Raw genomic sequence first — 20,973 nt, 5'->3', positions numbered from 1 at the left:
GCAACTAGCGTTGCGCCAACTGGGCAAAAATCTGTTTGACTACTTAATTATTATACAAAATAACCTGCCTTAAATAAAGAAAATCCTTGTTCCCCCGTCTGGGACTTTGCCCATTAGGGCTTCTTTACTTTTTGTTAGTTGTGCGGTCGTGGAAGATGTGCGCATCTACCAGGCGTTTGAAAATTTTGCCGCGCTGTTCAAAATCTTTGAATTGGTCAAAACTGGAACACGCGGGCGACAGCAACACCACATCGCCCTTTGCCGCGCCGGACATTGCGGCTTCTACCGCCTTTTCCAGCGTGCCGCAGCGCGTCAGCGGGAAAGCGCCGTGCAACTCCCGCTCAATCTTATCCATCGCTTCGCCAATCGTCAGCACGCGCTTGCAGTAATCCTTTAAATATGGGATTAACACCTCGTAAGAGGCTCCCTTGTCGCGTCCGCCCAAAATCAGCCACAGATTTTTGGCCTTTTCAAAACTTTTAAGGGCCGTAATGGTGGAATCCAAATTCGTTGCCTTGGAATCGTTCACATACACCACCCCGCGGTGGTAGGCAAATTGCTCAATGCGGTGCTCCATTGCTTCAAACTTATCAAACACCGTTTGAATTGTATCCGCGGGCACTCCGGCGGCCAAGGTCATTAGCGCGGCGGACATTGCATTTTCCACGTTGTGAATACCTTTCAAATGCGGCGGGCGGATTTGGTGCCCTTCGCTGAAAATCAATTCGTCCCCGTCAAAAAATACATCTGTTTTAAGCAAATGCTTAGGGTGTGTGGAAAACGCCAGTACCTTGGATTTCACTTTTCCCACCAGTTCTGCGCAAACGGTGTCCGCGCCGTTTACAACCAGCACATCACCCGCACGCTGGTTTTTAAACACCTTGGCTTTGGCCTTAATGTAATTCTTCATCCCGCCGTGGTGATCCAAATGGTCGGGCGTTACGTTTAAAATGCAGGCAAAATTCGGGCGGAAATAGGTGCTGTCCTCCAACTGGTAACTGGATACCTCAATCACTACGTCGTCGCCTTTTTTTACTTGGTTTGCACAAAGCGAAACCGGGCTTCCGATGTTGCCGCAAACAAATACTTGGCGGTTTTTGCCCTCGCGCGTGGCGTGCAACTTTAAAATTTCGCCCAGCAAAGCCGTAGTCGTGGTCTTGCCGTTCGTGCCTGTTACCGCAAAAACGCGTATGCCCTTTGGCATAAAGGCGAGTGCGGTTTCCAGTTCGCTATATACGGGGATGCCTTGTTTTTTGGCTTCCACAAGGGGATGAGAGTGGGGCAAAATGCCGGGGCTTTTTATCCAAAAATCACATTTAAAAAGGTCTGCCGAGTGCCCGCCCGTTTCCACGCGCACACCCTTAGGGAACAGAAAAGATTCTGCGTGCGCTACGGGGGCTTCCTCGCTGATGAGCACGTCAAAGCCGTTTTGCGCGAGCAAAGCAGCCACCGCCCGGCCGCTTTTTCCTAGGCCCAAAACACCCGCCCGGTTGCCGGATAATTTTTCTCTTTTAAACATTTGTTTTTCTCCCGTGCAAAAAGGCGCGGACGGTTTCCTGGTCGGAAAAGTGCTTCTTTTCCGTGCCGATAATTTGATAATCCTCGTGTCCTTTTCCTGCAATAATTACAATATCATTTTTCCGTGCGGACGATAAAGCGCTGCGGATGGCCTCCGCGCGGTCGGGCACTAATTCGTAATTGGTCTGCCCGTTCATCCCTTGCAAAATATCATTAAAAATCTGTTTCGGGTCCTCACAGCGAGGGTTGTCGTTCGTCAAAAAAACATAGTCCGCACGCGTGCAAGCCGTATGCCCCATTAACGGGCGTTTGGTGCGGTCCCGCTGGCCCCCACAGCCGAAGACGACAATCGTGCGGCCTTTTTTAAAGGGGGCAACCGTATCCAGCGCGCGGTTTAGGGATTCGTCCGTGTAAGCAAAATCCACAAATACAAAAAAGTCTTGCCCCTCATCTATGCGCTCCATACGCCCCGGCACACCGGGCAAGGCCAAAAGACCTTGTTTGATATGGGCTTCGTCCACTCCATTGGCCTTTGCCGCCGCATATGCCGCAAGGGCGTTATACACATTGTGCCGACCCAAAAGGCTAATTTGCATCGGCATACCGTTTACGCAAAACGAGGTACCCGTTAAACTTTCGCAAATGTTCGTGGCCTTAAAATCGGCTTCTTTTTCCAACCCAAATGTAACCACCTTTACGCGTCCCTTTAAACGGTCCGCCAGACGTACGCCGTACGGGTCGTCTGCGTTAATTACGGCGGTGCGGTTTGATTTACTATTGGCGGGGTCGGCCAAGTTTTCAAACAGTTTTTGCTTGGCTAAAAAGTAATTTTCAAAGGTATGGTGATAATCCAAATGGTCGCGCTGTAAATTAGTAAAAACGGCTGTATTATACCAAATGTGTTTGACGCGCTGTTGGTCCAGCGCGTGGGAGGAAACTTCCATTACCACATTTTGGCATTGGGCTTTTTTCATTTGCGCCAGCAGATTAAAAAGCGGGATAGCCGCCGGGGTAGTGTTAGGAGCCGCACAAAGAACCTTCCCGCCCATACGGTAGTTTACCGTGCCCAACACGCCCACCTTGCGCCCCGCACAGGTTAAAATAGATTCCAGCAAATAAGCAATAGAAGTTTTGCCCTTGGTGCCCGTAATGCCAATCATTTGCATTGCGTCGGACGGGCGGCCGTAAAATTCATAGGCGGCGTCGGCCATATCGCGGTCAATATCCGTAGATTGCAAATAAGGCACCGCACAAACACTTGGCCGGGGCTGGGCGGAAACGACCAGTACGGCCCCGCGTTGGACGGCATCGCCAATATACAAATTACCGTCGGCGTTTGCGCCCTTTAAGGCAAAAAAAATGCTCCCCGGGCGGACCTCTTGCGAGTGGAACGTCAACCCGGTAATGTGCAGGCCCAAGCGGCGGGCTTTGTTTAATACAATGCTGGACATATAAGATATGGTATCAAATTGCTAGAATATAGAAAATGAAAAAAACGACCCGCTATTTTGAAGCCTTATACGCGCGCTATAACAAGCGTGGCCTGTGCAACCCGGACCCGCTCCAATTTCTGTACGATTATCCCGATGTCCGAGAGCGGGAAATCGTGGCGTTAATAGCCGCCTGTTTTGCTTACGGGAACGTAAAGCAAATTATCAAAACGGTAAATTTTATTTTGGCCGCGGCAGGTCCGTCCCCTAGGGACTTTGTTCTGTCTGCGACTTCCGCCAAACTGACCAAAATTTTCAAAGGGTTTAAATACCGCTTTACGACTGAAAAAGAACTCGTTTCCTTTTGGCTGGCTATAAAAAATATCCTTAAAAAATACGGCTCGCTGGAAGATTGCTTTTTAGCGTATTATAACCCGGCGGACGAAACCGTCTTGCCCGCTGTAAAAGGCTTTGCGCGGGAATTGCGCCGCGGGTGCGACTTGCACTCGTTGGTGCCGGACCCGGATAAAAAAAGTGCGCTGAAACGGTTAAATTTATTTTTGCGTTGGATGGTACGCCAAGATGAAGTGGACCCCGGCGGGTGGGGCCAAATTAGCCCTGCACAACTGATTGTGCCGCTAGACGTGCATATGCACCGCATTGCCCAAAAACTGGGGCTTACCAAGCGCAATGCGGCCGATATTACAGCCGCGCTGGAAATTTCCGCCGCGCTAAAAAAGCATTGTCCGCAAGACCCCATTAAATACGATTTTTGTTTGACGCGCTTCGGTATCCGCGACGATATGAGTTACGACGATTTGTGAGCGGACTTTTCAAATAATTTTTCCAGTTCCGCCGCCATTAAGGCAAGGTGGCTTTTGATTTGCGGCTGTTTGCCTTCCAATAGTGGCAGCAGCGTCCCGCGTACCCAGTTGCGCGTGTAAACGTCGTCAAAATTCGTCTGGTCGGTAATGTGGGTAAGCCCGTTATTTTTTAGGTATTCCTCGGTTTCCTGCCGGGTAATGCACATCAGCGGGCGGATAATATCCACCCCTTTGGCAAGCGGACGCTGTACGGGAATGCCCGTCAGCCCCTTGGCCTTGGTGCCGCGCAATAAATTAAGCAAAATTGTTTCGGCTTGGTCGTCCAACTGGTGGCCGAGGGCCAATTTGTTGGCGCCCCATTTGCGCGCCACTTTCAGCAGTGCCGTGTAGCGGGCCTTGCGCGCGCCGTGTTCCGGGCTTAAATTAAATTCCTCCGCCGTTTGATGTGCGTTTACTTTGGCAGAAAAAAATTCAATATCCAATTGCCCGCACAAGTCCCGGCAAAAATCTTCGTCCGCATCCGCCGCTTTGCCACGCAGACCGTGGTTAATGTGAACGGCCGCCAAGGCAAAATGTTTTTCTTTGGCTAAATATTGCAAAAAATGAAGCAGGCAAACGGAGTCCGCCCCGCCGGAAAGACCGACTAAAACGCTGTCCCCGCGGCTGATTAAACGGTTGGAAAAAGCGCGCATACGCGGCAGAACGGAAGCATTAAAATTTTTTTTGGGCATATAAAAAGTATAATAAATAATAAGACCAAGGGGATAATGCCTGTATGAAAAAAAGAATTTTGATTGTAGAAGACGAAGCAAGCATTGTTGATTTGCTGACTTTAATCCTCGCGCGCGAAGGCTACGAGATTCACTCCTGCCAAACCGGGCGCGACGCTATCGCCACGATGAAGAAAGTCCACCCGCACCTGGTAATTTTGGACGTAATGCTGCCGGGGTTGGACGGCGCGAGCATTGTTAAAATTATGGGGGAAGACGAAGCCTTGTCCTCCACGCCCGTAATTGTAACGTCGGCGCTTGTGGAGTCGGAAAAAATGTTCTTGCCTTATCCGCAGGTAAAAGGGTTCTGCTCCAAGCCCTTCGTGCTGACGGAGTTTATCGCCAAGGTAAAACAAGCGTTGGGCGATTAGAAATTTGAAAACTAAAAAAGCCGTCCGTTTTTAAACGGGCGGCTTTTTTGTGCGGTGTTAAATTCTAGCGGGCGGAAGCCAGCCAATAGGAATACTCCTTCCAAAAGTTTTCCAAGAGTTCATCCAAAAATAATTCCTTACTTGTTTCCGTGCGGATAAGTTGCTTTAAACTTACCTCGGTTTTTTTGCGCGAAGCGGGAAGCGGATTATTTAAATGAATCCCTACGCCAAGCAACACGGGTTCGTTCTTATCTGTCTGTACGGTTTGCACCAGTACACCCGCGATTTTTTTCCATTTGTGCGCGGCTTTGTCCCACGCCAAGGTGTCGCCGCCAGCGGTGGCTTTGGCTTTAATTTCAAAAATAGAAGTTAAGGTTTGAGCGATAACTTCGGCCATTTTTTCGCCTAAACCGTGCAAGGCTTCTTCGGATTTATTCGGGCGAAGCAGGAGCGTAAAATATACGCCGCCTTCGGCGGAGTAGAAGGGTTGTCCGTCGCGGCCGAACGCTTCGGTCTGTTCGCACGCCAAGACGAGGGTTCCTTCGGGCTCGCCTTTTAACGCGAGTTCGGCGGCCAAGGCCTGCGTGCTGTCCACGCGTTCCAGGCCGATTACTTTGGTAACGGATTGTAAAGGGAAGGTTGTTTCTGCCATAATTATATTTTACCAATTTCCCCGCGCGAAAGAAAAAGACCCGCCTTGTATCTAGGTCCAAGGACCCTGGAAATTTTTTGCAAAAAACCGTAAGATGTGAATATGAGACTGCTCTCCATTATTTTTTTACTTCCGGTGCTTCTGGCGGCTCTTTGCGGGCCGGCAGAGGCCCAGCAATGGCTTAAAATGCTAAAAAGCGCAGACCGTGCCGCCGGGCAATCCGCGTCCTCCGCGGCGCGCGCCGCAAAGAGTATTAAAAATGTGGAAGTGTTGGATAAGGCCTTTGCCAAGGTGCGCCCTAATTCCTTTGTGGCCAGTGCGCATTATCCTACCGTTCCCTTGCCGGGTAACGCTTCCCCGCGCACGCTGGGCGTGGTGATTAATACAAATAAGCAACTTTTTACGCAGACGGTTTTTTTGCAGGCTTTGCAAAACAGGCTGAAACAATTTTTAATAAAAGAGCCGCAATCTTTTACCCGCGCTTCGGCCACGTTGCCGGACCAAATTGCCCGCTTTATCCCGCAACAGGCCCGCTATGTGTTTATGGGCGAATACCACAACCATTACCAACTAACGCGCAAATTACAGCAAACGATTGTGGCGTATAAGCGGCTGTACCCCGAAAAACAAGTAATTGTGTTAAGCGAATTTGCGGCGGATTCTTACCCGCATTTTTGGAAACTCTACTTCGGACACCCGCTTTATACGGATTTTTTGGTGGATGCAGGTCTACCCGTGGCGGGGCTTGAAAAGGAGCCCGTAAGCGGACTAAAACGCGTGGCGCGTGAACTGGAAATGCCCGTAGAACGCACCTTGCCTGGGATGCAGGCGCGCAATAACCATTGGGCGGCGCGTATCCGCGCGTGGCGCAAGAAATATCCCGATGCGGTCTTTTTTATCCATACGGGCAACGCGCATATCGGCTATCACGAGCCGTCTTCCGTGGCGCGCTCCACGCCGCAACAGGAAACCTTTGTAATGCAGTTTCTTCCGGCGGATTTTTATAAGGGAACTTTGGATAGAATGGAGTTCTTCCACCAAACGACAAACGGGCGCTACTACCAGCCCGGTATTTTAACGGCCCAAACGGACGAGGCCGCCCACTTGGCGGGCTTTAATGCCCAAGTGATTTTGCCGGAGTATTAAAATACTTTGATTAAATTTTTGCTGTGAGTGTACCTCGCCTTTTCATTTTGCAAAAAAAGCCCAGTTATTTGAGGGCTTTTTTTATCCAAAACAGGGTTTTGTGTTCATTGTACAAAGAGGCTTGGTAAAGCAAATAATCCGTGCCCGGTACAGAGATTGGGCCTTGTAGGCGTGCTTTTGGATAATTAGGGTATGCAGAGAAAAAGACCTCGTCTTTTCCCGTAGAAATGTGGAGTGCACGCAAAAGGTCCGAAGTTGCGATATCGGTTCCATTTTTGACTATTCTTGCTGTGGCGGGATAATAAAACACATCGCCTTTGCAGTAAGCATACGAGGAAAGTGCTGTAATGGTGGAATAGAGTTTTTCTTTTATGTTTAAAGGCTTGGAGATTTTTTTTGCCGTATCGTGCCAAGTAATTTTGTAAACGGAATTTGCGTCTTTCTCGGGCATCTGTAAGGTAACAAATTGTGTTTTATCTAGGGTACAATACAACGTCAAGGATTCTTGCTCAAAAGACGGAAAGGCATATTCTTTCAGTTTCATACGGGCGTATTGGTCTGTATATCCGTTCCAAACCCCTTGCACTATGGGCAGACCGGGTTTATCAGGTGAAAATCTAATTAAGTTGCCCCCATTTTCTAAGTATAAACTGCCGTCCGGCGTGTTGTAAAAATCAATTCCCTCCGAGGCATAGGTAAAGTCTTCCGCGATTAGTAAACTGCCGTCTTTTTGTGGAAGTGGAGGAAAATAAACCGCCATTTGACTCATTACAAATGGGCCTGTTTCTTCTTGGACCTGTGCGCATAACGCACAGGTCAATCCCAACAAAATCCCCAACGCGGAAAATATTTTATTCATTTGTTTCCTTTTTTCTTGGCGGGGGATTTTACGCTCATTTGGCGTAACTCAAACAGGCGGTCGCGCAGTTCAGCGGCCAGTTCAAAATTAAGCGCTTCGGCGGCTTGCAACATTTGCTGTTCAATATCCTTTTCCACCGATTTTAAGTTTTTAAGCGTGGGTGTTGGCAAGGTGTCGCTCAAAATGCCGAACGCGCTGGATTTGGTTTGTTGTTCAAATTCCTTTAATTCCACTTCTGTTTTTTGAATTGTTTTAGGCGTAATGTGGTGCTCTTTGTTGTACGCTTCTTGCAGGGCGCGGCGGCGGTTCATTTCGTTCATTGCGTACTTAATGGAATCTGTCTTGCGGTCCGCATACAAAACCACCTCACCGTCCGCGTTACGCGCGGCGCGGCCCGAAATTTGGATAAGCGTAGTCGTGTTGCGCAGGAACCCTTCGTTGTCCGCGCCCAAAATCGCCACGAAGCCCACTTGCGGGATATCAATTCCCTCGCGCAACAGGTTAATGCCCACAAGAACATCAAACTTGCCTTGGCGGAAATCCTTTAAAATTTCCACACGGTCCAAGGCCTCAATATCGGAGTGCAAATAGCGCGTTTTGATGTTCTTTTCGGTAAAATACGCGCTTAAATCTTCGGCGGTTTTTTTGGTAAGCGCGAGTACCAAGGTGCGCTCCCCGCGCGCCTTGTGCTCGTTAATCTTTTCCACCAAATGGTCAATTTGCCCCGCCGTGGGGTGCATATACACCTTGGGGTCCAGTAAGCCCGTCGGGCGGATGACCTGCTCTACAATGTTGTTGCCGCAAACGGTCAGTTCATATGGGCCCGGCGTGGCGGATACAAAAATGGTAGAGGGAAGTAATTTTTCAAATTCGTCAAATTTCAGCGGGCGGTTATCCAAGGCCGACGGCAGGCGGAAACCGAAGTCCACCAGCATTTGCTTGCGGGCGCGGTCCCCGTTGAACATCCCGCGCACCTGCGGCAGAGAAACGTGCGATTCGTCCACCATCATTAAAAAGTCGTCATACTTTTTAAAGTAGTCCAATAAACAAGCCGGGCGTTCGCCGGGTTTTCGGCCGTCAATGTAGCGGGAATAGTTTTCAATGCCCGGGCAGAAACCCGCCTGTTGGAGCATTTCCAAATCGTATTCGGTGCGCTGTTTCAAGCGATAGGCTTCCAACTCCTTGCCCATTTTTAACAGTTCCGCGTGGCGCAAATCCAAGTCGCGGCGGATGTGGTCAATCGCGCTTTGCGTGTCCTCGTCCGTGGCCACAAAGTGCTTGGCCGGATAAATCCAAGCCTCATCCAGTTCCGCCAGCACATTGCCCGTAACGGGGTGAATTTCGTAAATGTGCGCAATCGTTTTGCCCGCTATTTCCACGCGCAGGGCGTTTTGGCTGTACGGGGTCATAATGTCCGTAAACGGTCCGCGCATACGGAAATTGCCCGAGGTAAATTCCATTTCGTCGCGGTGGTACTGGATTTTAATCAGGCGGCCTGATAGTTGGGAGCGCGTCATTTCCGCGCCCTTTTTTACATAAATGCGCATTTCCCTAAAACTATCCGGCGAGCCAATGTTGTAAATGCACGAAACGGACGCTACCACAATCACGTCCTTGCGGGTCAAAAGCGAGGTGGTGGCCTTTAAGCGCAGTTTATCAATATGCTCGTTGACGGCGGAGTCCTTTTCAATATAAGTATCCGTCTGAGGAATATACGCTTCGGGCTGGTAATAATCGTAATAGGAAATAAAATATTCTACGGCGTTTTCGGGGAAGAACTGTTTAAACTCGCCATACAACTGCGCGGCCAACACCTTATTGGGCGACAAAATAAGCGTCGGGCGGTTTAGCCGCGTAATGACGTTGGCCATAGTAAAGGTTTTGCCGGAGCCCGTTACGCCCAGCAGCGTTTGGCGCGTTTTGCCCGCCAAAATGCCGTTTGTCAGGGCGTCAATGGCCTTGGGCTGGTCGCCCGCCGGCTTAAATTTAGAAACGAGTTTAAACTGGTCCATACAAGTATTGTACCTATTCTGGCGGACATAAAAAAGGGCGGCCGTTAAGCCGCCCGAAAGAAAGCCAGGTTTTGATTACGAAGCGGAGGAAATGCTGCCCAAAAAGTGCGCGTCCAGCACGCCCGGGAGCAGTTGGCCTACGCCGTCAATCATAAATTGCATAGCGATAGAGCACAAAATCATACCCATAAAGCGGATGACAATCTGCGTACCGTTGGGGCCGATTTTGGTAAACAAATAACGTGAAGCCACTAACACCGCGCCCACGGAAGCCGCGCAGAGAAACAGCACGACAATCATCATAACGGCCATCGGGAACGAGTTGATTTTTTCAGCGTACAGCATTACCGTAGCGATAGAGCCGGGGCCGATAAAAAGCGGCATCCCGACGGGAACAACGATGTGGCTTAACCGGTCGCGCGCGCGGTCAAAGGTGCTTCCTTGCGCGGGGGCGGCCTCTAAGCCGTTGCGTTCAAATTTAGATTTACCCTGTAACATACGCAGCCCCACGCCCAACAGAATAATAGAACCGGCCAGGCGGAAGGCGGGAATCGTAATACCGAACACGCTCAAAATCTTGCTGCCGAAGATGAAGAAAATCGTCAGCATAATGAAAATGGACAACGCCATTAACAGCGCAACAGCGCGCTGTACTTTGGGTTCGTCATTTTCCACGTGTTCCAGAAAAATCGGCATATTGCCGATGGGGTTCAAAATAGCCAGCGTAGCGATAAACGCGTTTACCAGCAAACTCCAATCCATAGTGTGTTGTAAACACTCCTTTTAAACGAAAATTGCCTGCCTAAAAGCAGACATTTTATCCTTACTAATAGTATATAAAATAAAGCGTAAACCCACAGCAGAAACTTAATTTTACGGGGAGAAAAAGAAAAACTTTCCAAACAGGGCGGGAAATTGTTATAATAAATGTACAAGATTTCGGGCAGTTGGCGCAGCGGTAGCGCGTTCGCCTCACACGCGAAAGGTCACAGGTTCAAATCCTGTACTGCCCACCATTTAGAATACCCCCGGTACACGGGGGTATTTTTTTACCGTTGTGGGCAGTAGCAACACCAACTGCTTGGTGTTGCGGCAGGATTTGAAAGGCGGAGCGATGTTTTGGTTTGAGGGCGAGCCCGAAAGGCCAAAACCGCGAGCCCGGCCTGCAAGAAAATCCCGTCAGGGATTTTACTGGAAGGCAAACGCTGTACTGCCCACCATTTAGAATACCCCCGGTGCACGGGGGTATTTTTTTGCCGTTGTGGCAAAATGAACAGGCGTCTGAGTGGCGGGCGCCTGGTGTTCGTTTTAAATAATAGAAATTTACGGGATAATTATCCGGCAATCAAACCCCGTTTTCTTGCCCCAAGTAGCCTGTTGTCCGGCCGGGCTATCCCAAAGGAACATCCTTTTGGTCCCTGTTTTTGTAAAGGCGGGGTGGCCTTTTTCCCAAACGGCGGGCAATAAGGAAAAAGTTTTGTCTATATCTTTTTCCGCTATCAGTTCCACGACCAAAGGTTTTTCCTTGGCAAAGAATTTAGGCAGCGAAACGGGCATTGCCCAAGAAGTATGCGCCATACCGCCGTAATAAATAAACAGGGCATCAGGGTTTTCTTGGCGGATTTTTTCCATTTGGGCTTGCATTGTCCGGGCAAAGCCCTTGTTCCTTTTAGCCAGTCCGTTGACGGTGGAAATAATCCCTTGTGCGGATTCTTTTTGTACGACTACCGCATCCTCAATAGGGTAAATTTCCACGCCGCCTTCCGATAAAATGGAAATCATTTCTTTAAATTGTAAGGATTCATCGTCCACCAGCCGGGCATTGGGGTTTCCTTGTTCCGCAAAGTTGATGGGTGGTTCTACGCCTTCTGCCCCACGCCGATAATACTGGTAAGGGAATACATCCTCTTTGGGAGCGGGCTTTAAATAAGCGGATTCGGTAAACAGCACTATTTTGCGGTCTGGGTGCATTGTTTTAAACTTTTTTATTAAGTTGGCAAACTCAATCCGCGGCGGCAGATTGCCGTGAATTTCTCCCACAAAAACCAAATCGGTTTCGGATAATTTTTTATAAAAGTTGAACTCCATTTCCAAACCGTCAATTTGCTTTAAAAGGTTTTTGCCAAAATGGGGTTGCTGTTTTATCCAGGCAAAATTGGCATATAAGGTATTTTTTATAATTTCCTCGCTCCCATTGGCCGCTATCCCCCTAAAATGTGTAGCCATACGGGGCGGCAAATTAATGGAAATGGACGAAACAGCGGCCGGGGCGGTTTTTAAACTGTTTAGAAAGTTTTGGTTTAATTTATAGGTTTGCGCCCACCCTTGGGAAGCCAATGAATATTTGCTGATATCTGCGCCTTTAATTCTGGGTTGGACTTTGGGCGTAGGTATTTTTACTTTCTTCGGGCTTATTTTAATGCGTTGGGCGCATACGGGAGCGCAAAAAGAGAGCAACAGAAAAAGGCAGAGAGAAAAACTTATTGTCTTTTGCATACTTGTGCTCCTGTAAAGTAGATTCTTTCTTATATTGTATAGAATTGCCAAATCCGTACAAGGGCCAAAAGGCCTAAACGCTCCTAGGTCCCCGGTACAGGCGGGCGCACGGTATGCTATACTAAACAAAGAGGATTCTATGATTAAAGATTCGTTACAGCGTTTTACGCCTATTAATACCGTTTGTTTGATGATTCTCGCCGCGTCCGCGGCCACGTGGGTACTTATCTATACCCGCACGATTTTAATGCCGTTTATTATTGCGGTGTTTATTTATATGGTTGCCAGTACCTTGGCCGGGTGGCTCAAACAAAAGTGGAACGTCCCCTACGGCTTAGGTCTGGGCATTAGCGGCACGGCCTTTCTGGCGGTTATCACGCTGGCGGTTCTTTTTATTTCTGGCTCTATTGAAAGTTTTGTAAACGGGGCCGATATCTACACCGAGCGCTTAAACGATACGTTGGATTGGCTGCTGGTCCGCTCCCAAAAATACGGTATCAATTTAAACGCACAGTTTTTGGCCGATAACGTAGCCAAACTGCCCGTTTTTACAATGGTTAAAAGCGTGGGCGGAACGGTTGTGTCCATTTTAACCAACTTAATGCTGATTATCTTGTTTGTTATCTTTTTGTTTATGGGCAAAGCCTCCGAAAATAAACCCGCGTTGGTGGGGTCTATCCAAAAGCAAATTTCGTTTTATCTGCTGATTAAAATCTTTGTTTCGCTCTTGGCGGCAGGGTGCACTTGGATTGTGCTCGCGTCTATCAAAACGGAACTAGCCTCTATGTTGGCCGTGCTTACCTTTATGCTTAATTTTATCCCCAACATTGGGCCGTTTGTTTCCACGGTATTGCCTTTGCCGGTACTGTTTTTGCAATACGGGTTTGACTGGCATATTTTGCTTGCGCTTATTTTACTTACGGCCATACACTTTGTTATTGGCAACATTTTGGAAACCAAGTGGCTTGGAAAAGGGATGGATTTGGACCCCATTGTGGTAATTGCCTGCTTGATTTTTTGGGCGCTTGTGTGGGGCGTAATGGGCGCCTTGCTCGCCGTGCCGATAACGGCTATGCTTAAAATGGTGTTTGAAGAAAGCCCCGTAACCAAACCGCTGGCCAATATTTTAGGCGGAAAATACTCGTTTAAATAATTATGAAGAAAACTCCTTGGACCTATATCCCCTCGCTCTATTTGGCCGAGGGCTTGCCGTACATTATTATCAACACGGTTTCCACCGTGCTGTATGCCGATTTAGGCTTTTCCAACGACAAAATAGCCTTTTGGACGGGCTGGCTGTATCTGCCTTGGATACTCAAAATGTTTTGGAGCCCCTTGGTGGATGCCAAAAGCACCAAACGCCGCTGGCTTTTGGGGGCGCAAATGGTTCTGGCGGGGCTTTTTTTACTCCTTGCCGGATTAACCGCTTTGGAGGCGTTCCGCTTTGCCCAAGGCAACAGCAGTTTGACCTTTTTCACACTCTCTTTATTTGGCTTTTTGGCGGGGGCTTTTGTGTCGGCTACATTAGATATCGCCACCGACGGCTATTATCTGCTGGCTTTAACCCCGCAGGAGCAATCTAAATTCGTGGGTATCCGCACCATTTTTTACCGCTTGGCGATGATTTTAGGAAGCGGAGTGTTAATATCCGCTACGGCTGCTCTCGGGGACAAAACGCCGGAAACCTCGTGGAATTTGGTTTCGTGGCCGTATAACTGGGCGGTAATGTTCGGCTTTCTGGGTGTGCTGTTTATGGGCTTTGTATTTTATCACGCGTGGATGCTCCCCAAGCCGGAGCAGGACAAGCCCGTGCATAAAAACGGTGCTATGGCGTGGGCGGATTCCTTCAAAACATATTTCACGCAGAAGAATATCGTCTATATTTTGCTGTTTATTTTGCTTTACCGCTTGGGCGATGCCCTGCTGGAAAAAATGGTGCCGCTCTTTTTGCTTAAACCCGCGGCGGACGGCGCACTTGGGATGAGCGTGCAAAACTATGGGCTCATTAAAGGTACGCTGGGCCTCGGGGCTGTGGTGGCGGGAAACCTGGCGGGCGGGTGGCTGTTGGGCAAATTCGGTTTTAAAAAATGTATTTGGCCGTTTGCGGTTATCCTTATTTTGCCTAACTTCTTTTATGCGTATATGGCGTGGGCCAAGCCGGGGCTTACGGCGGTGGCTACGCTGATTACGCTGGAACATCTGGGCAACGGCTTGGCGATGATGGCGTTTAGCGTGTTTATTATGTATGTGTCGCAGGGTGTGTATAAAACCTCGCATTACGCTATTTCCACCGGGATTATGGCCCTTGGAATGATGGTTCCCTCTATGCTTTCCGGCTGGTTGCAAATGCGGCTTGGGTACGAAACCTTTTTCTTGGTGGCCAGTTTTATTAGTTTAGTTACGGTGGCCGTTGTGCCGCTGACGTTTAAAATTAAATCTATTGAGGAAACCGAAGCCGCCTTCCGCGCGCATAAACACTCGTTGGAGGATGCCCAATGACGACTGTCAATTTAAACCAAATCGCAACCGAAACGCGTAACCCAAACACCTTGGATTTGGATAAACTTTCCCCGCGCCAGATTGCCAAAAAAATTAACGATGAAGATTTCAACGCCGCCCGCGCCGTAAAGGCGGCCAATAAAGAAATTGCCGCCATTATGCTTTTGGCCGCCGGGGCCTACGCGCATAAACATAAAATTATTTTTATCGGGGCGGGGACTAGCGGGCGTTTGGGAATTTTGGAAGCGGTGGAGTGTGTGCCAACCTTCGGCACAAAGCCCTCGCAAATTATCGGCTTAATTGCCGGGGGGAAAAAGGCCGTTTTCCGCTCGCAAGAGGGGGCGGAGGATGACGATAAGCAGGGCGCAAAAGAAATTTTAAAGGCGGCCAAAAAGGACGATTTGGTTATCGGCCTGACGGCCAGCGGACGTACGCCGTATGTAATGGGAGCCTTAAAAGCCGCGCACAAATTGGGTGCGCGCACGGCCCTTATTTCGTGCAATCCAAAAGCCGTCTGCCCTGACGCCGAAGTCCACGCTGCTTTGCCCACCGGGCCGGAAGCCCTGTGCGGCTCTACGCGTATGAAGGCGGGCACGGCTACCAAAATGGCCCTAAACGCCATTACCACGGGCGCAATGACGTTGTGCGGCAAAACATACGGCAACCTGATGATTGATGTACAGCCCACCAACGAAAAATTAGTCGCCCGCGCGGTGCGGCTTATCTGCACGGTGGCGCAGACGGACGAAAAAACGGCGCGCAAGTTGCTGTCGGCTTCGGGCAAAAGCGTAAAAACCGCTATCGTAATGCACCGCAAAAAAGTATCGGCCGAAAAAGCCAAAAAACTGCTCCAAGCCAAGGGCGGCTTTTTAACGGGGGTGATTGATGCGTAAAATAGCCTTGGGCTTAATGAGCGGTACGAGCGCGGACGGCTTGACCGTTTGCGCGGTGCAAATCCGCCCGTTTAAGGTGCTCCATTTTAAAAATTACGCTTATCCTTCCGACTTACAACAGAAGTTACTGATGGCCTATTCGCTTCGCGCGGCGGAACTTTCCGCGCTCCATTTTGAACTGGGGCGGTTATATGCGGGAACGGTGCAAAAATTTTTAAAGGAATTTTCTTTCTCCACCCAAGAAATAGAAGTTATCGGCTCGCACGGGCAGACTATTTATCACGGCCCGCACGACAAAACGCCCAACACCCTGCAAATCGGGGAGCCTTCCTTTGTGGCCGCACAGATTGGCTGCCCGGTGGTGAGCGATTTCCGCCCGATGGATATGGCGCTTGGCGGAGAGGGCGCGCCCTTAATCCCGTTTTTTGACGAATACCTTTGGGGGCAAAAAACGCCTAAAATCTTGTTAAATGTGGGCGGTATTTCCAATTTTTCCGTAGTAGGTAAACAAGTGAAAACCTTTGGGTTTGACGTCGGCCCCGGCAATACGTTAATGGATTTAGCCTGCCAAGAATTTTTTAAAAAACCGTTTGATAAAAACGGCGCCTTTGCCGCCAAGGGCACGCCGGACAAAGAACTGGTCCGCCGCTTGCTGGCACAGCCGTATTTTACGCAAAAGCCGCCCAAGAGTTTGGATAAAAACGCTTTTGGCGAAGCCTACCTTAAAAAATATTTTTTTAGCCTTAAAACTCCGCACGACTTATTGGCTACGCTTACTTGGTTTACAGCGTCCGCCGTGGCCAAAGCGGTTACCGATTTCGTACCACCCGCCTACCAAAAAGAACTCGTTGTTTCCGGCGGCGGGTGTTACAACAAAACCTTACTGTCGTATTTGCGCACACTTTTGCCGCAGGTAAAAGTAACCACCACGCTGGCCTACGGCATTGACCCGCAGGCCAAAGAAAGCGCGGCCTTTGCACTGTTTGGCTGGTTGGCCTTGCACCGCAAAATTAATCATTGCGCGGCGGCTACGGGCGCGAAACGCGCGGCTATTTTAGGAAAAATCACTTTATGAAGATTAACCGTTTAGTTCACCCCGGCTTTTGGTTCGGGAAAACCAACCCCGAGGACGCTTTAAAATTGGCCCGTTTGGGTGTGGGCGGTTTTTGCCTTTATGGCGGCACGCGCAAACAAGTGGCCGAATTAATCCGCGCTTTGCGGGAGGCTTCGCCTTTAAAAAAGATTTTAATTTCAGCCGATTACGAGGACGGCCTTGGCCGTTGGCTGCCCGATGCGGAGTTATTGCCCTCTAACCTGGCCTTGGGGGCCGCAAACGAGGAAGATTTAGCCTTTGAAAAGGGCTTTTTAACCGCCTGCCAAGCCAAAAGTTTGGGCGTGGATTGGGTGTTTGCCCCTGTATTGGATTTGGCCGATTGCCCGCAAAACCCGATTGTGAATACGCGCTCTTTCGGGGCAGATCCGCAGTTGGTTTCGCGTTTGGCTAGGGCGTTTATAAAGGGGCTTGCCCAGGGTGGCGCGCTAAACAGCATAAAGCATTTCCCGGGGCACGGAAACACGTCCACCGATTCCCATATGGCTATGCCTACGGTGCCGTCTCCGGCGGAGCATTTGCAAACACACGAACTTGTCCCGTTTAAGAACCTATTGCCGCTTGCGGACAGCGTAATGGTGGGGCATTTATTGGTGCCAGCGTTAGACGAAGAAAGCCCGGCTTCGCTTTCCGCTAAAATTGTTAGCGGACTGCTTAAAACCAAACTGGGCTATAAAGGTTGCGTAGTAACGGACGCGCTGTGTATGAAGGCGCTAGGCGACGAAAAACAAGCCGCCTTGGCGGCCTTCCTGGCGGGGGCACATATTTTGCTGGTGCCGGAAAATCCATTTGAACTGTTGGAATTTTTACACCAAGTACCACTGGATAAAACCTTGCTGGCCGAAGCCGAACACCAGCAAGACAGCCTTTGTGAGCGTGCGGATATTATCCCCGCGCACCCCGAAGAAGAGACTTTTCAACCGACGGACTTTGCCACCCGCGCTGCCCAAAAGGCGCTTACCTGGCTGGGGCCCAAAGTTTCGCTTAGACCGGGGCAAACGGTGCAAGTAGTAGAAGTTGGAAATGATGAAAACTTATCGTCTGAACCCTTTATAAATGCCTTACGCCAAGGCGGTGTAACCGTGGTAAACCCGGGCGAAAGGGCAGATAAATTGGTGGTGTTGTGCTGGCGGCGGTATCAGGCCTTTAAAGGAAAAATTGCGCTGGACCCGGCGGAAATAAACCGCGTGCAAACGGCCTTAAAGCAGTACCCGGCGCATTTGGTAATTGCACTTGCGAACCCGTGGGCCGCCAAGCAATTAAACGCACAAAGCACCTTATTTACGTTTAGCCCTGCGCCGTCCTTCCAGCGTACCGCAGCGGAGTGCCTGCTCGGCAAGTTTGAACCCCAAGGGCACCTGCCTGTTACTTTATAAAGCCATAAAAAAGCCCGCCAACTGGACGGGCTTTTTAATTAATATTCAATCTTATCTGCTTTGTTGCCCCATTGTTCAAACGGTTCCGCTTTATTGGAAATGTCTATGCAATAGGTTTTAATAGCGCGTTTGTCGGTGGGCAAAACGACTTCTTTGTAAATAAATTCATCGTCAAAGCCGTATTTGGCCGCAGTAAAGCGGTCCGCCGCAAAATACAAGGCCTTGGGGCGGGACCAGTAAATGGCGCCCAAGCACATCGGGCACGGCTCGCAAGAGGAATAAATAATGCAATCCGTCAGTTCAAAAGAGCCTAATTTTTTGCAGGCTTTGCGGATAGCGTCAACTTCGGCGTGGCGGGTCGGGTCGTTGGTAGAAGTTACCTGGTTGCAGCCGCGGGCGATAATTTTCCCGTCTTTTACAATGACTGCACCGAACGGACCGCCCTTGCCCGAGTTCATACCTTTCTCGGCCATTTTAACGGCTTCCTTCAAAAAACGTTGGTGTTGTTTTAATTCTGCTTGTTCCATAATCGTGTCCTCCACAGCGCTTTTTTATTATATCTAAATTTTAAGCGCAATGGTTTTATTTCTTTGTGCGGTGGCGGATTTATCCCCGCTGTAAGCAAAGCGCGAAAACGCGCCCAAACAGGCCTTTTTGCCCTTGTAAATAAAGCAGTAAGACGCGTCGTCCTTATCTGTGCCCGAGTAGCCCTCGTTTATCCAGCGGCGGCCTTCGCGCGTTTCGTGTTCGCCCCAGTTTAGTTGCACGGTTACGGGGCCGAAAGCGAAATTATCCCCGGGCCAGTTGTCCGCAAACGGGCGGATAACCCGCGCATTGGGAAATCGTGTGAAAAATTCCGGCGGGACGGGTTCGTCCGTAAAAAGCAAAATAGCGTTTGGTTGTTTAACCCCGGTTTTCAAAAGGGCGGCTTGCAATTTTTCCGGGTCCAGTTCACTTCCCGCTAAAAACGCCCCGCCGTTTTTCGTGCGGATGACGGCTCCGCTTTTGTTCCACTCGTTTAATAAATAAATTTGTATGTCCGGCGCGAAAAAATATTCCGCAAGCGGGGCGCCGAAAAGAACCACTAAACACGGAAGCGCGATTTTGCGCGCAAAATTTTTAAGCGGTAAATTAAATACTAAAAACAGTCCTGCATAGTACGCGGCAATCGTGCCCGCGCTCCAAGCGTACACTTGCAAGGCGGACATTTTAAACGAGGCAAAATAAACCACCAAGGTTTTAAATAGCCATAGCGCCCCGTATGTTACCCCGTGTAAAATCCACCCCAAATGAAGTAAATTGCACACATAATACGCAAACGAAAGCCCCATTAATACCGAGGCCAGCGGCACCAAAAGCATATTGGAAATAAGCCCCGTTACCGATACTTTGTAAAAAACATTGGTAAATTCGGGCAGTAGCACCAGTTGGGTGGAAAGGGTGGCCAAAAAGATTTGCGCAAAAAAGCGCAGGGTTTTTGGCCATTTTCCGGGTACTTTATAATTGTTAAGGCAGATAATAATGGCAAGTGTTGCCAAAAAGGACATTTGAAATCCCGTTTCAAACACCGAAGCGGGCTGAAAAAGCAAAATCAAAAAGCACGAAACCAGCAACCCTTGGAAAACGCCGCTGTTTCGCCCTAATAAATACCCGGTGCAGGCGCAAACCGCCATAAAATAAGCGCGCACAAGCGGCGCGTCAGCCCCGGCAAGCAGCGTGTAGGCTCCCGCCACGCCTAGTGCCAAAAGGAGCATTTTCTTGCGGCTTAACCCTATCCACGAGCAAACCGCCAGCGTAAGGAGTGTAACAAACCCCACGTTACCACCCGAGGCCACCAATAAGTGGATGGCTCCGCTGTCTTGGAACGCACTGTAAAGCGCCGGATCCTGCTCACCGCGTTCCCCTAATAATACGCCGCCCGCAATGGAGGCTAAATCGGGCGGAAAGGCTTCGTTTAATACGCGCAGAATATCCGTGCGCAAGGCTCGTATCACGCGCCACGGCCACGCGGCCGGGCGCACCACCGATACGGATGAACTTTTGATTTCGGTAAAAATGCCTTTGTCCGCCAAGTAATTGCGCCAATCAAAATTGCCGAGTAAATCCACGCCGTAAGGTTGCTGTAAACGGCCGGAAATTTCCAAAATATCCTTCCATTGCGGGGTAAAATCCGGCAGGCGTGCATAGATTTGCCCGGTTGCCTTTTGCCCGTTTACGGAGAAAACCTTGATAATTACGTTTTGGGATTTTTTCTTGCGGACGGCGAAACTTTCCACCCTTCCGGTGAGGGTAACTTCTTTTTGCGGCAGAAAGTGGAAAACGTCCTGCCCGGACGGGGCAGGACGGTAAAAGAACGCAAGACCGACAATTAAAGCCGCCAAACACCACAACAGCGGCCTTTTGTACATATCCGGGTGCATTAGAGTTTGGTGCGGCCTTTTAAAGAGTATCCAAGCGTCATTTCGTCAATGTAATCAATATCCCCGCCCAGCGGTACCCCATAGCCGATACGCGTAACCTGCCCCACGAGCCCGCGCAGCAAATCCGCCAAATACAGCGCCGTCGTTTCGCCTTCGCTGTCCGGGTCGGTGGCAATAATAACCTCGCGCACCGGGGGTTGGGCGTGTTGCACGCGCTCTAACAGTTCGCGCACCTTTACTTGGTCCGCGCCGCGGCCTTCCATTGGGGAAATGGCCCCGTGCAAAACGTGATATACGCCTTTAAACGCGCCTGTTTTTTCAATGGATTCAATATCCTGCGGGTCCTCTACCACGCAAATCAGGCCGTGGTCGCGGTCTTGGTCGCGGCAAATGGGGCACAGGCCGTCCTCGCTGTATGCAAAGCATACGGGGCAGAGTTTAACATCCTGCTTGACCGACAAAAGCGCATTGATAAATTCTTCCGTTTCGCCTTGCGAGGCACGCAAAAAATAAGCCGAAAAACGCTCCGCTTGCCGCGGACCAACCCCCGGCAAACGGCGCAACGCACGGATAAAACGGTCTAAACTCTTCATAAA

At 49.8% G+C, this 20,973-nt stretch carries 19 protein-coding genes and 1 tRNA gene; 9 read left to right on the top strand and 11 right to left on the bottom strand.

Going from position 1 to position 20,973, the window contains the following annotated elements; genetic code table 11:
• Positions 1 to 124 precede the first annotated feature (124 nt).
• On the bottom strand, positions 125 to 1,519 hold the full coding sequence (gene murD / locus ACR0QV_RS03445) for a UDP-N-acetylmuramoyl-L-alanine--D-glutamate ligase (RefSeq protein ID WP_432634621.1): 1,395 nt from the start codon (positions 1,517 to 1,519) through the stop codon (positions 125 to 127).
• Complete coding sequence (locus ACR0QV_RS03440) at positions 1,512 to 2,969, bottom strand: UDP-N-acetylmuramoyl-L-alanyl-D-glutamate--2,6-diaminopimelate ligase (protein ID WP_432634619.1); 1,458 nt, start codon at positions 2,967 to 2,969, stop codon at positions 1,512 to 1,514. Before ACR0QV_RS03440 ends, murD begins: the two co-directional genes overlap by 8 nt.
• Positions 2,970 to 3,004: 35 nt before the next feature.
• Between ACR0QV_RS03440 and ACR0QV_RS03435 the strand changes: the two genes are divergently transcribed.
• Positions 3,005 to 3,772, top strand: a complete 768-nt coding sequence (locus ACR0QV_RS03435) for a TIGR02757 family protein (RefSeq protein ID WP_432634617.1) — start codon at positions 3,005 to 3,007, stop codon at positions 3,770 to 3,772.
• Here ACR0QV_RS03435 and tilS read toward each other — a convergent pair.
• On the bottom strand, positions 3,757 to 4,503 hold the full coding sequence (tilS, locus tag ACR0QV_RS03430) for a tRNA lysidine(34) synthetase TilS (protein WP_432634615.1): 747 nt from the start codon (positions 4,501 to 4,503) through the stop codon (positions 3,757 to 3,759). The genes ACR0QV_RS03435 and tilS overlap by 16 nt on opposite strands.
• Positions 4,504 to 4,547: 44 nt before the next feature.
• Between tilS and ACR0QV_RS03425 the strand changes: the two genes are divergently transcribed.
• The gene (locus ACR0QV_RS03425; protein WP_432634613.1) at positions 4,548 to 4,913 is read left to right on the top strand and encodes a response regulator transcription factor; all 366 of its coding nucleotides are present in this window, start codon (positions 4,548 to 4,550) and stop codon (positions 4,911 to 4,913) included.
• Between the two features lie 64 nt (positions 4,914 to 4,977).
• Here the strand turns inward: ACR0QV_RS03425 and ACR0QV_RS03420 are convergent, their stop codons facing one another.
• Positions 4,978 to 5,565 (bottom strand): biotin--[acetyl-CoA-carboxylase] ligase, encoded by a 588-nt coding sequence (locus ACR0QV_RS03420; RefSeq protein WP_432634611.1) that lies wholly within the window; start codon positions 5,563 to 5,565, stop codon positions 4,978 to 4,980.
• A 102-nt stretch (positions 5,566 to 5,667) separates the two neighbouring features.
• Between ACR0QV_RS03420 and ACR0QV_RS03415 the strand changes: the two genes are divergently transcribed.
• A complete protein-coding gene (locus ACR0QV_RS03415) occupies positions 5,668 to 6,711 on the top strand; it encodes a hypothetical protein (protein ID WP_432634609.1) in 1,044 nt (347 codons plus the stop codon).
• 64 nt (positions 6,712 to 6,775) lie between these two features.
• Here ACR0QV_RS03415 and ACR0QV_RS03410 read toward each other — a convergent pair whose 3' ends face one another.
• From ACR0QV_RS03410 to ACR0QV_RS03400, 3 genes are all read right to left on the bottom strand, one after another.
• Complete coding sequence (locus ACR0QV_RS03410; RefSeq protein ID WP_432634607.1) at positions 6,776 to 7,570, bottom strand: hypothetical protein; 795 nt, start codon at positions 7,568 to 7,570, stop codon at positions 6,776 to 6,778.
• Positions 7,567 to 9,582 (bottom strand): excinuclease ABC subunit UvrB, encoded by a 2,016-nt coding sequence (gene uvrB / locus ACR0QV_RS03405; protein WP_432634605.1) that lies wholly within the window; start codon positions 9,580 to 9,582, stop codon positions 7,567 to 7,569. Before uvrB ends, ACR0QV_RS03410 begins: the two co-directional genes overlap by 4 nt.
• Positions 9,583 to 9,657: 75 nt before the next feature.
• Complete coding sequence (locus ACR0QV_RS03400) at positions 9,658 to 10,344, bottom strand: MarC family protein (RefSeq protein WP_432634603.1); 687 nt, start codon at positions 10,342 to 10,344, stop codon at positions 9,658 to 9,660.
• A 179-nt stretch (positions 10,345 to 10,523) separates the two neighbouring features.
• On the opposite strand from ACR0QV_RS03400, the gene ACR0QV_RS03395 reads away from it, so the two are divergent.
• Positions 10,524 to 10,598, top strand: a tRNA-Val gene (locus ACR0QV_RS03395).
• 307 nt (positions 10,599 to 10,905) lie between these two features.
• Here ACR0QV_RS03395 and ACR0QV_RS03390 read toward each other — a convergent pair.
• A complete protein-coding gene (locus tag ACR0QV_RS03390) occupies positions 10,906 to 12,078 on the bottom strand; it encodes a hypothetical protein (RefSeq protein WP_432634601.1) in 1,173 nt (390 codons plus the stop codon).
• Between the two features lie 139 nt (positions 12,079 to 12,217).
• On the opposite strand from ACR0QV_RS03390, the gene ACR0QV_RS03385 reads away from it, so the two are divergent.
• Genes ACR0QV_RS03385 through ACR0QV_RS03365 form a run of 5 tightly spaced genes read left to right on the top strand, consistent with a single transcriptional unit; the run spans position 12,218 to position 17,957 of the window.
• Positions 12,218 to 13,231 (top strand): AI-2E family transporter, encoded by a 1,014-nt coding sequence (locus tag ACR0QV_RS03385; protein WP_432634599.1) that lies wholly within the window; start codon positions 12,218 to 12,220, stop codon positions 13,229 to 13,231.
• Positions 13,232 to 13,233: 2 nt separating this feature from the next.
• Positions 13,234 to 14,577, top strand: a complete 1,344-nt coding sequence (locus ACR0QV_RS03380) for an MFS transporter (RefSeq protein WP_432634597.1) — start codon at positions 13,234 to 13,236, stop codon at positions 14,575 to 14,577.
• Positions 14,574 to 15,470: an N-acetylmuramic acid 6-phosphate etherase gene (murQ, locus tag ACR0QV_RS03375; RefSeq protein WP_432634595.1), complete on the top strand. Its 897-nt coding sequence runs from the start codon at positions 14,574 to 14,576 to the stop codon at positions 15,468 to 15,470. Before ACR0QV_RS03380 ends, murQ begins: the two co-directional genes overlap by 4 nt.
• Complete coding sequence (locus ACR0QV_RS03370) at positions 15,463 to 16,545, top strand: anhydro-N-acetylmuramic acid kinase (RefSeq protein ID WP_432634593.1); 1,083 nt, start codon at positions 15,463 to 15,465, stop codon at positions 16,543 to 16,545. The genes murQ and ACR0QV_RS03370 overlap by 8 nt, the downstream gene beginning before the upstream one ends.
• On the top strand, positions 16,542 to 17,957 hold the full coding sequence (locus tag ACR0QV_RS03365; protein ID WP_432634591.1) for a glycoside hydrolase family 3 N-terminal domain-containing protein: 1,416 nt from the start codon (positions 16,542 to 16,544) through the stop codon (positions 17,955 to 17,957). Before ACR0QV_RS03370 ends, ACR0QV_RS03365 begins: the two co-directional genes overlap by 4 nt.
• A gap of 38 nt (positions 17,958 to 17,995) precedes the next feature.
• Here ACR0QV_RS03365 and ACR0QV_RS03360 read toward each other — a convergent pair whose 3' ends face one another.
• The 3 genes from ACR0QV_RS03360 to recR are packed head-to-tail and all read right to left on the bottom strand — an operon-like array spanning position 17,996 to position 20,970.
• A complete protein-coding gene (locus tag ACR0QV_RS03360) occupies positions 17,996 to 18,484 on the bottom strand; it encodes a nucleoside deaminase (protein WP_432634589.1) in 489 nt (162 codons plus the stop codon).
• A gap of 33 nt (positions 18,485 to 18,517) precedes the next feature.
• A complete protein-coding gene (locus tag ACR0QV_RS03355) occupies positions 18,518 to 20,377 on the bottom strand; it encodes a ComEC/Rec2 family competence protein (RefSeq protein ID WP_432634587.1) in 1,860 nt (619 codons plus the stop codon).
• On the bottom strand, positions 20,377 to 20,970 hold the full coding sequence (recR, locus tag ACR0QV_RS03350) for a recombination mediator RecR (protein ID WP_432634585.1): 594 nt from the start codon (positions 20,968 to 20,970) through the stop codon (positions 20,377 to 20,379). The genes ACR0QV_RS03355 and recR overlap by 1 nt, the downstream gene beginning before the upstream one ends.
• Positions 20,971 to 20,973: the final 3 nt, after the last annotated feature.

The sequence above is a fragment of the Candidatus Avelusimicrobium sp. genome (assembly GCF_050873505.1).
GTDB lineage: Bacteria > Elusimicrobiota > Elusimicrobia > Elusimicrobiales > Elusimicrobiaceae > Avelusimicrobium.
This window is presented reverse-complemented; position numbering and strand designations above follow the sequence as displayed.

Excerpts from the sequence above, each read along its gene's own strand:
- ACR0QV_RS03400 (WP_432634603.1), bottom strand. The coding sequence starts at position 10,344 with ATGGATTGGAGTTTGCTGGTAAACGCGTTTATCGCTACGCTGGCTATT.
- recR (WP_432634585.1), bottom strand. The coding sequence starts at position 20,970 with ATGAAGAGTTTAGACCGTTTTATCCGTGCGTTGCGCCGTTTGCCGGGG.
- ACR0QV_RS03420 (WP_432634611.1), bottom strand. The coding sequence starts at position 5,565 with ATGGCAGAAACAACCTTCCCTTTACAATCCGTTACCAAAGTAATCGGC.
- ACR0QV_RS03440 (WP_432634619.1), bottom strand. The coding sequence starts at position 2,969 with ATGTCCAGCATTGTATTAAACAAAGCCCGCCGCTTGGGCCTGCACATT.
- ACR0QV_RS03415 (WP_432634609.1), top strand. The coding sequence starts at position 5,668 with ATGAGACTGCTCTCCATTATTTTTTTACTTCCGGTGCTTCTGGCGGCT.
- ACR0QV_RS03390 (WP_432634601.1), bottom strand. The coding sequence starts at position 12,078 with ATGCAAAAGACAATAAGTTTTTCTCTCTGCCTTTTTCTGTTGCTCTCT.
- ACR0QV_RS03370 (WP_432634593.1), top strand. The coding sequence starts at position 15,463 with ATGCGTAAAATAGCCTTGGGCTTAATGAGCGGTACGAGCGCGGACGGC.
- ACR0QV_RS03380 (WP_432634597.1), top strand. The coding sequence starts at position 13,234 with ATGAAGAAAACTCCTTGGACCTATATCCCCTCGCTCTATTTGGCCGAG.
- ACR0QV_RS03360 (WP_432634589.1), bottom strand. The coding sequence starts at position 18,484 with ATGGAACAAGCAGAATTAAAACAACACCAACGTTTTTTGAAGGAAGCC.
- murD (WP_432634621.1), bottom strand. The coding sequence starts at position 1,519 with ATGTTTAAAAGAGAAAAATTATCCGGCAACCGGGCGGGTGTTTTGGGC.
- ACR0QV_RS03365 (WP_432634591.1), top strand. The coding sequence starts at position 16,542 with ATGAAGATTAACCGTTTAGTTCACCCCGGCTTTTGGTTCGGGAAAACC.
- ACR0QV_RS03410 (WP_432634607.1), bottom strand. The coding sequence starts at position 7,570 with ATGAATAAAATATTTTCCGCGTTGGGGATTTTGTTGGGATTGACCTGT.
- ACR0QV_RS03435 (WP_432634617.1), top strand. The coding sequence starts at position 3,005 with ATGAAAAAAACGACCCGCTATTTTGAAGCCTTATACGCGCGCTATAAC.
- ACR0QV_RS03425 (WP_432634613.1), top strand. The coding sequence starts at position 4,548 with ATGAAAAAAAGAATTTTGATTGTAGAAGACGAAGCAAGCATTGTTGAT.
- ACR0QV_RS03385 (WP_432634599.1), top strand. The coding sequence starts at position 12,218 with ATGATTAAAGATTCGTTACAGCGTTTTACGCCTATTAATACCGTTTGT.
- murQ (WP_432634595.1), top strand. The coding sequence starts at position 14,574 with ATGACGACTGTCAATTTAAACCAAATCGCAACCGAAACGCGTAACCCA.
- uvrB (WP_432634605.1), bottom strand. The coding sequence starts at position 9,582 with ATGGACCAGTTTAAACTCGTTTCTAAATTTAAGCCGGCGGGCGACCAG.
- tilS (WP_432634615.1), bottom strand. The coding sequence starts at position 4,503 with ATGCCCAAAAAAAATTTTAATGCTTCCGTTCTGCCGCGTATGCGCGCT.
- ACR0QV_RS03355 (WP_432634587.1), bottom strand. The coding sequence starts at position 20,377 with ATGCACCCGGATATGTACAAAAGGCCGCTGTTGTGGTGTTTGGCGGCT.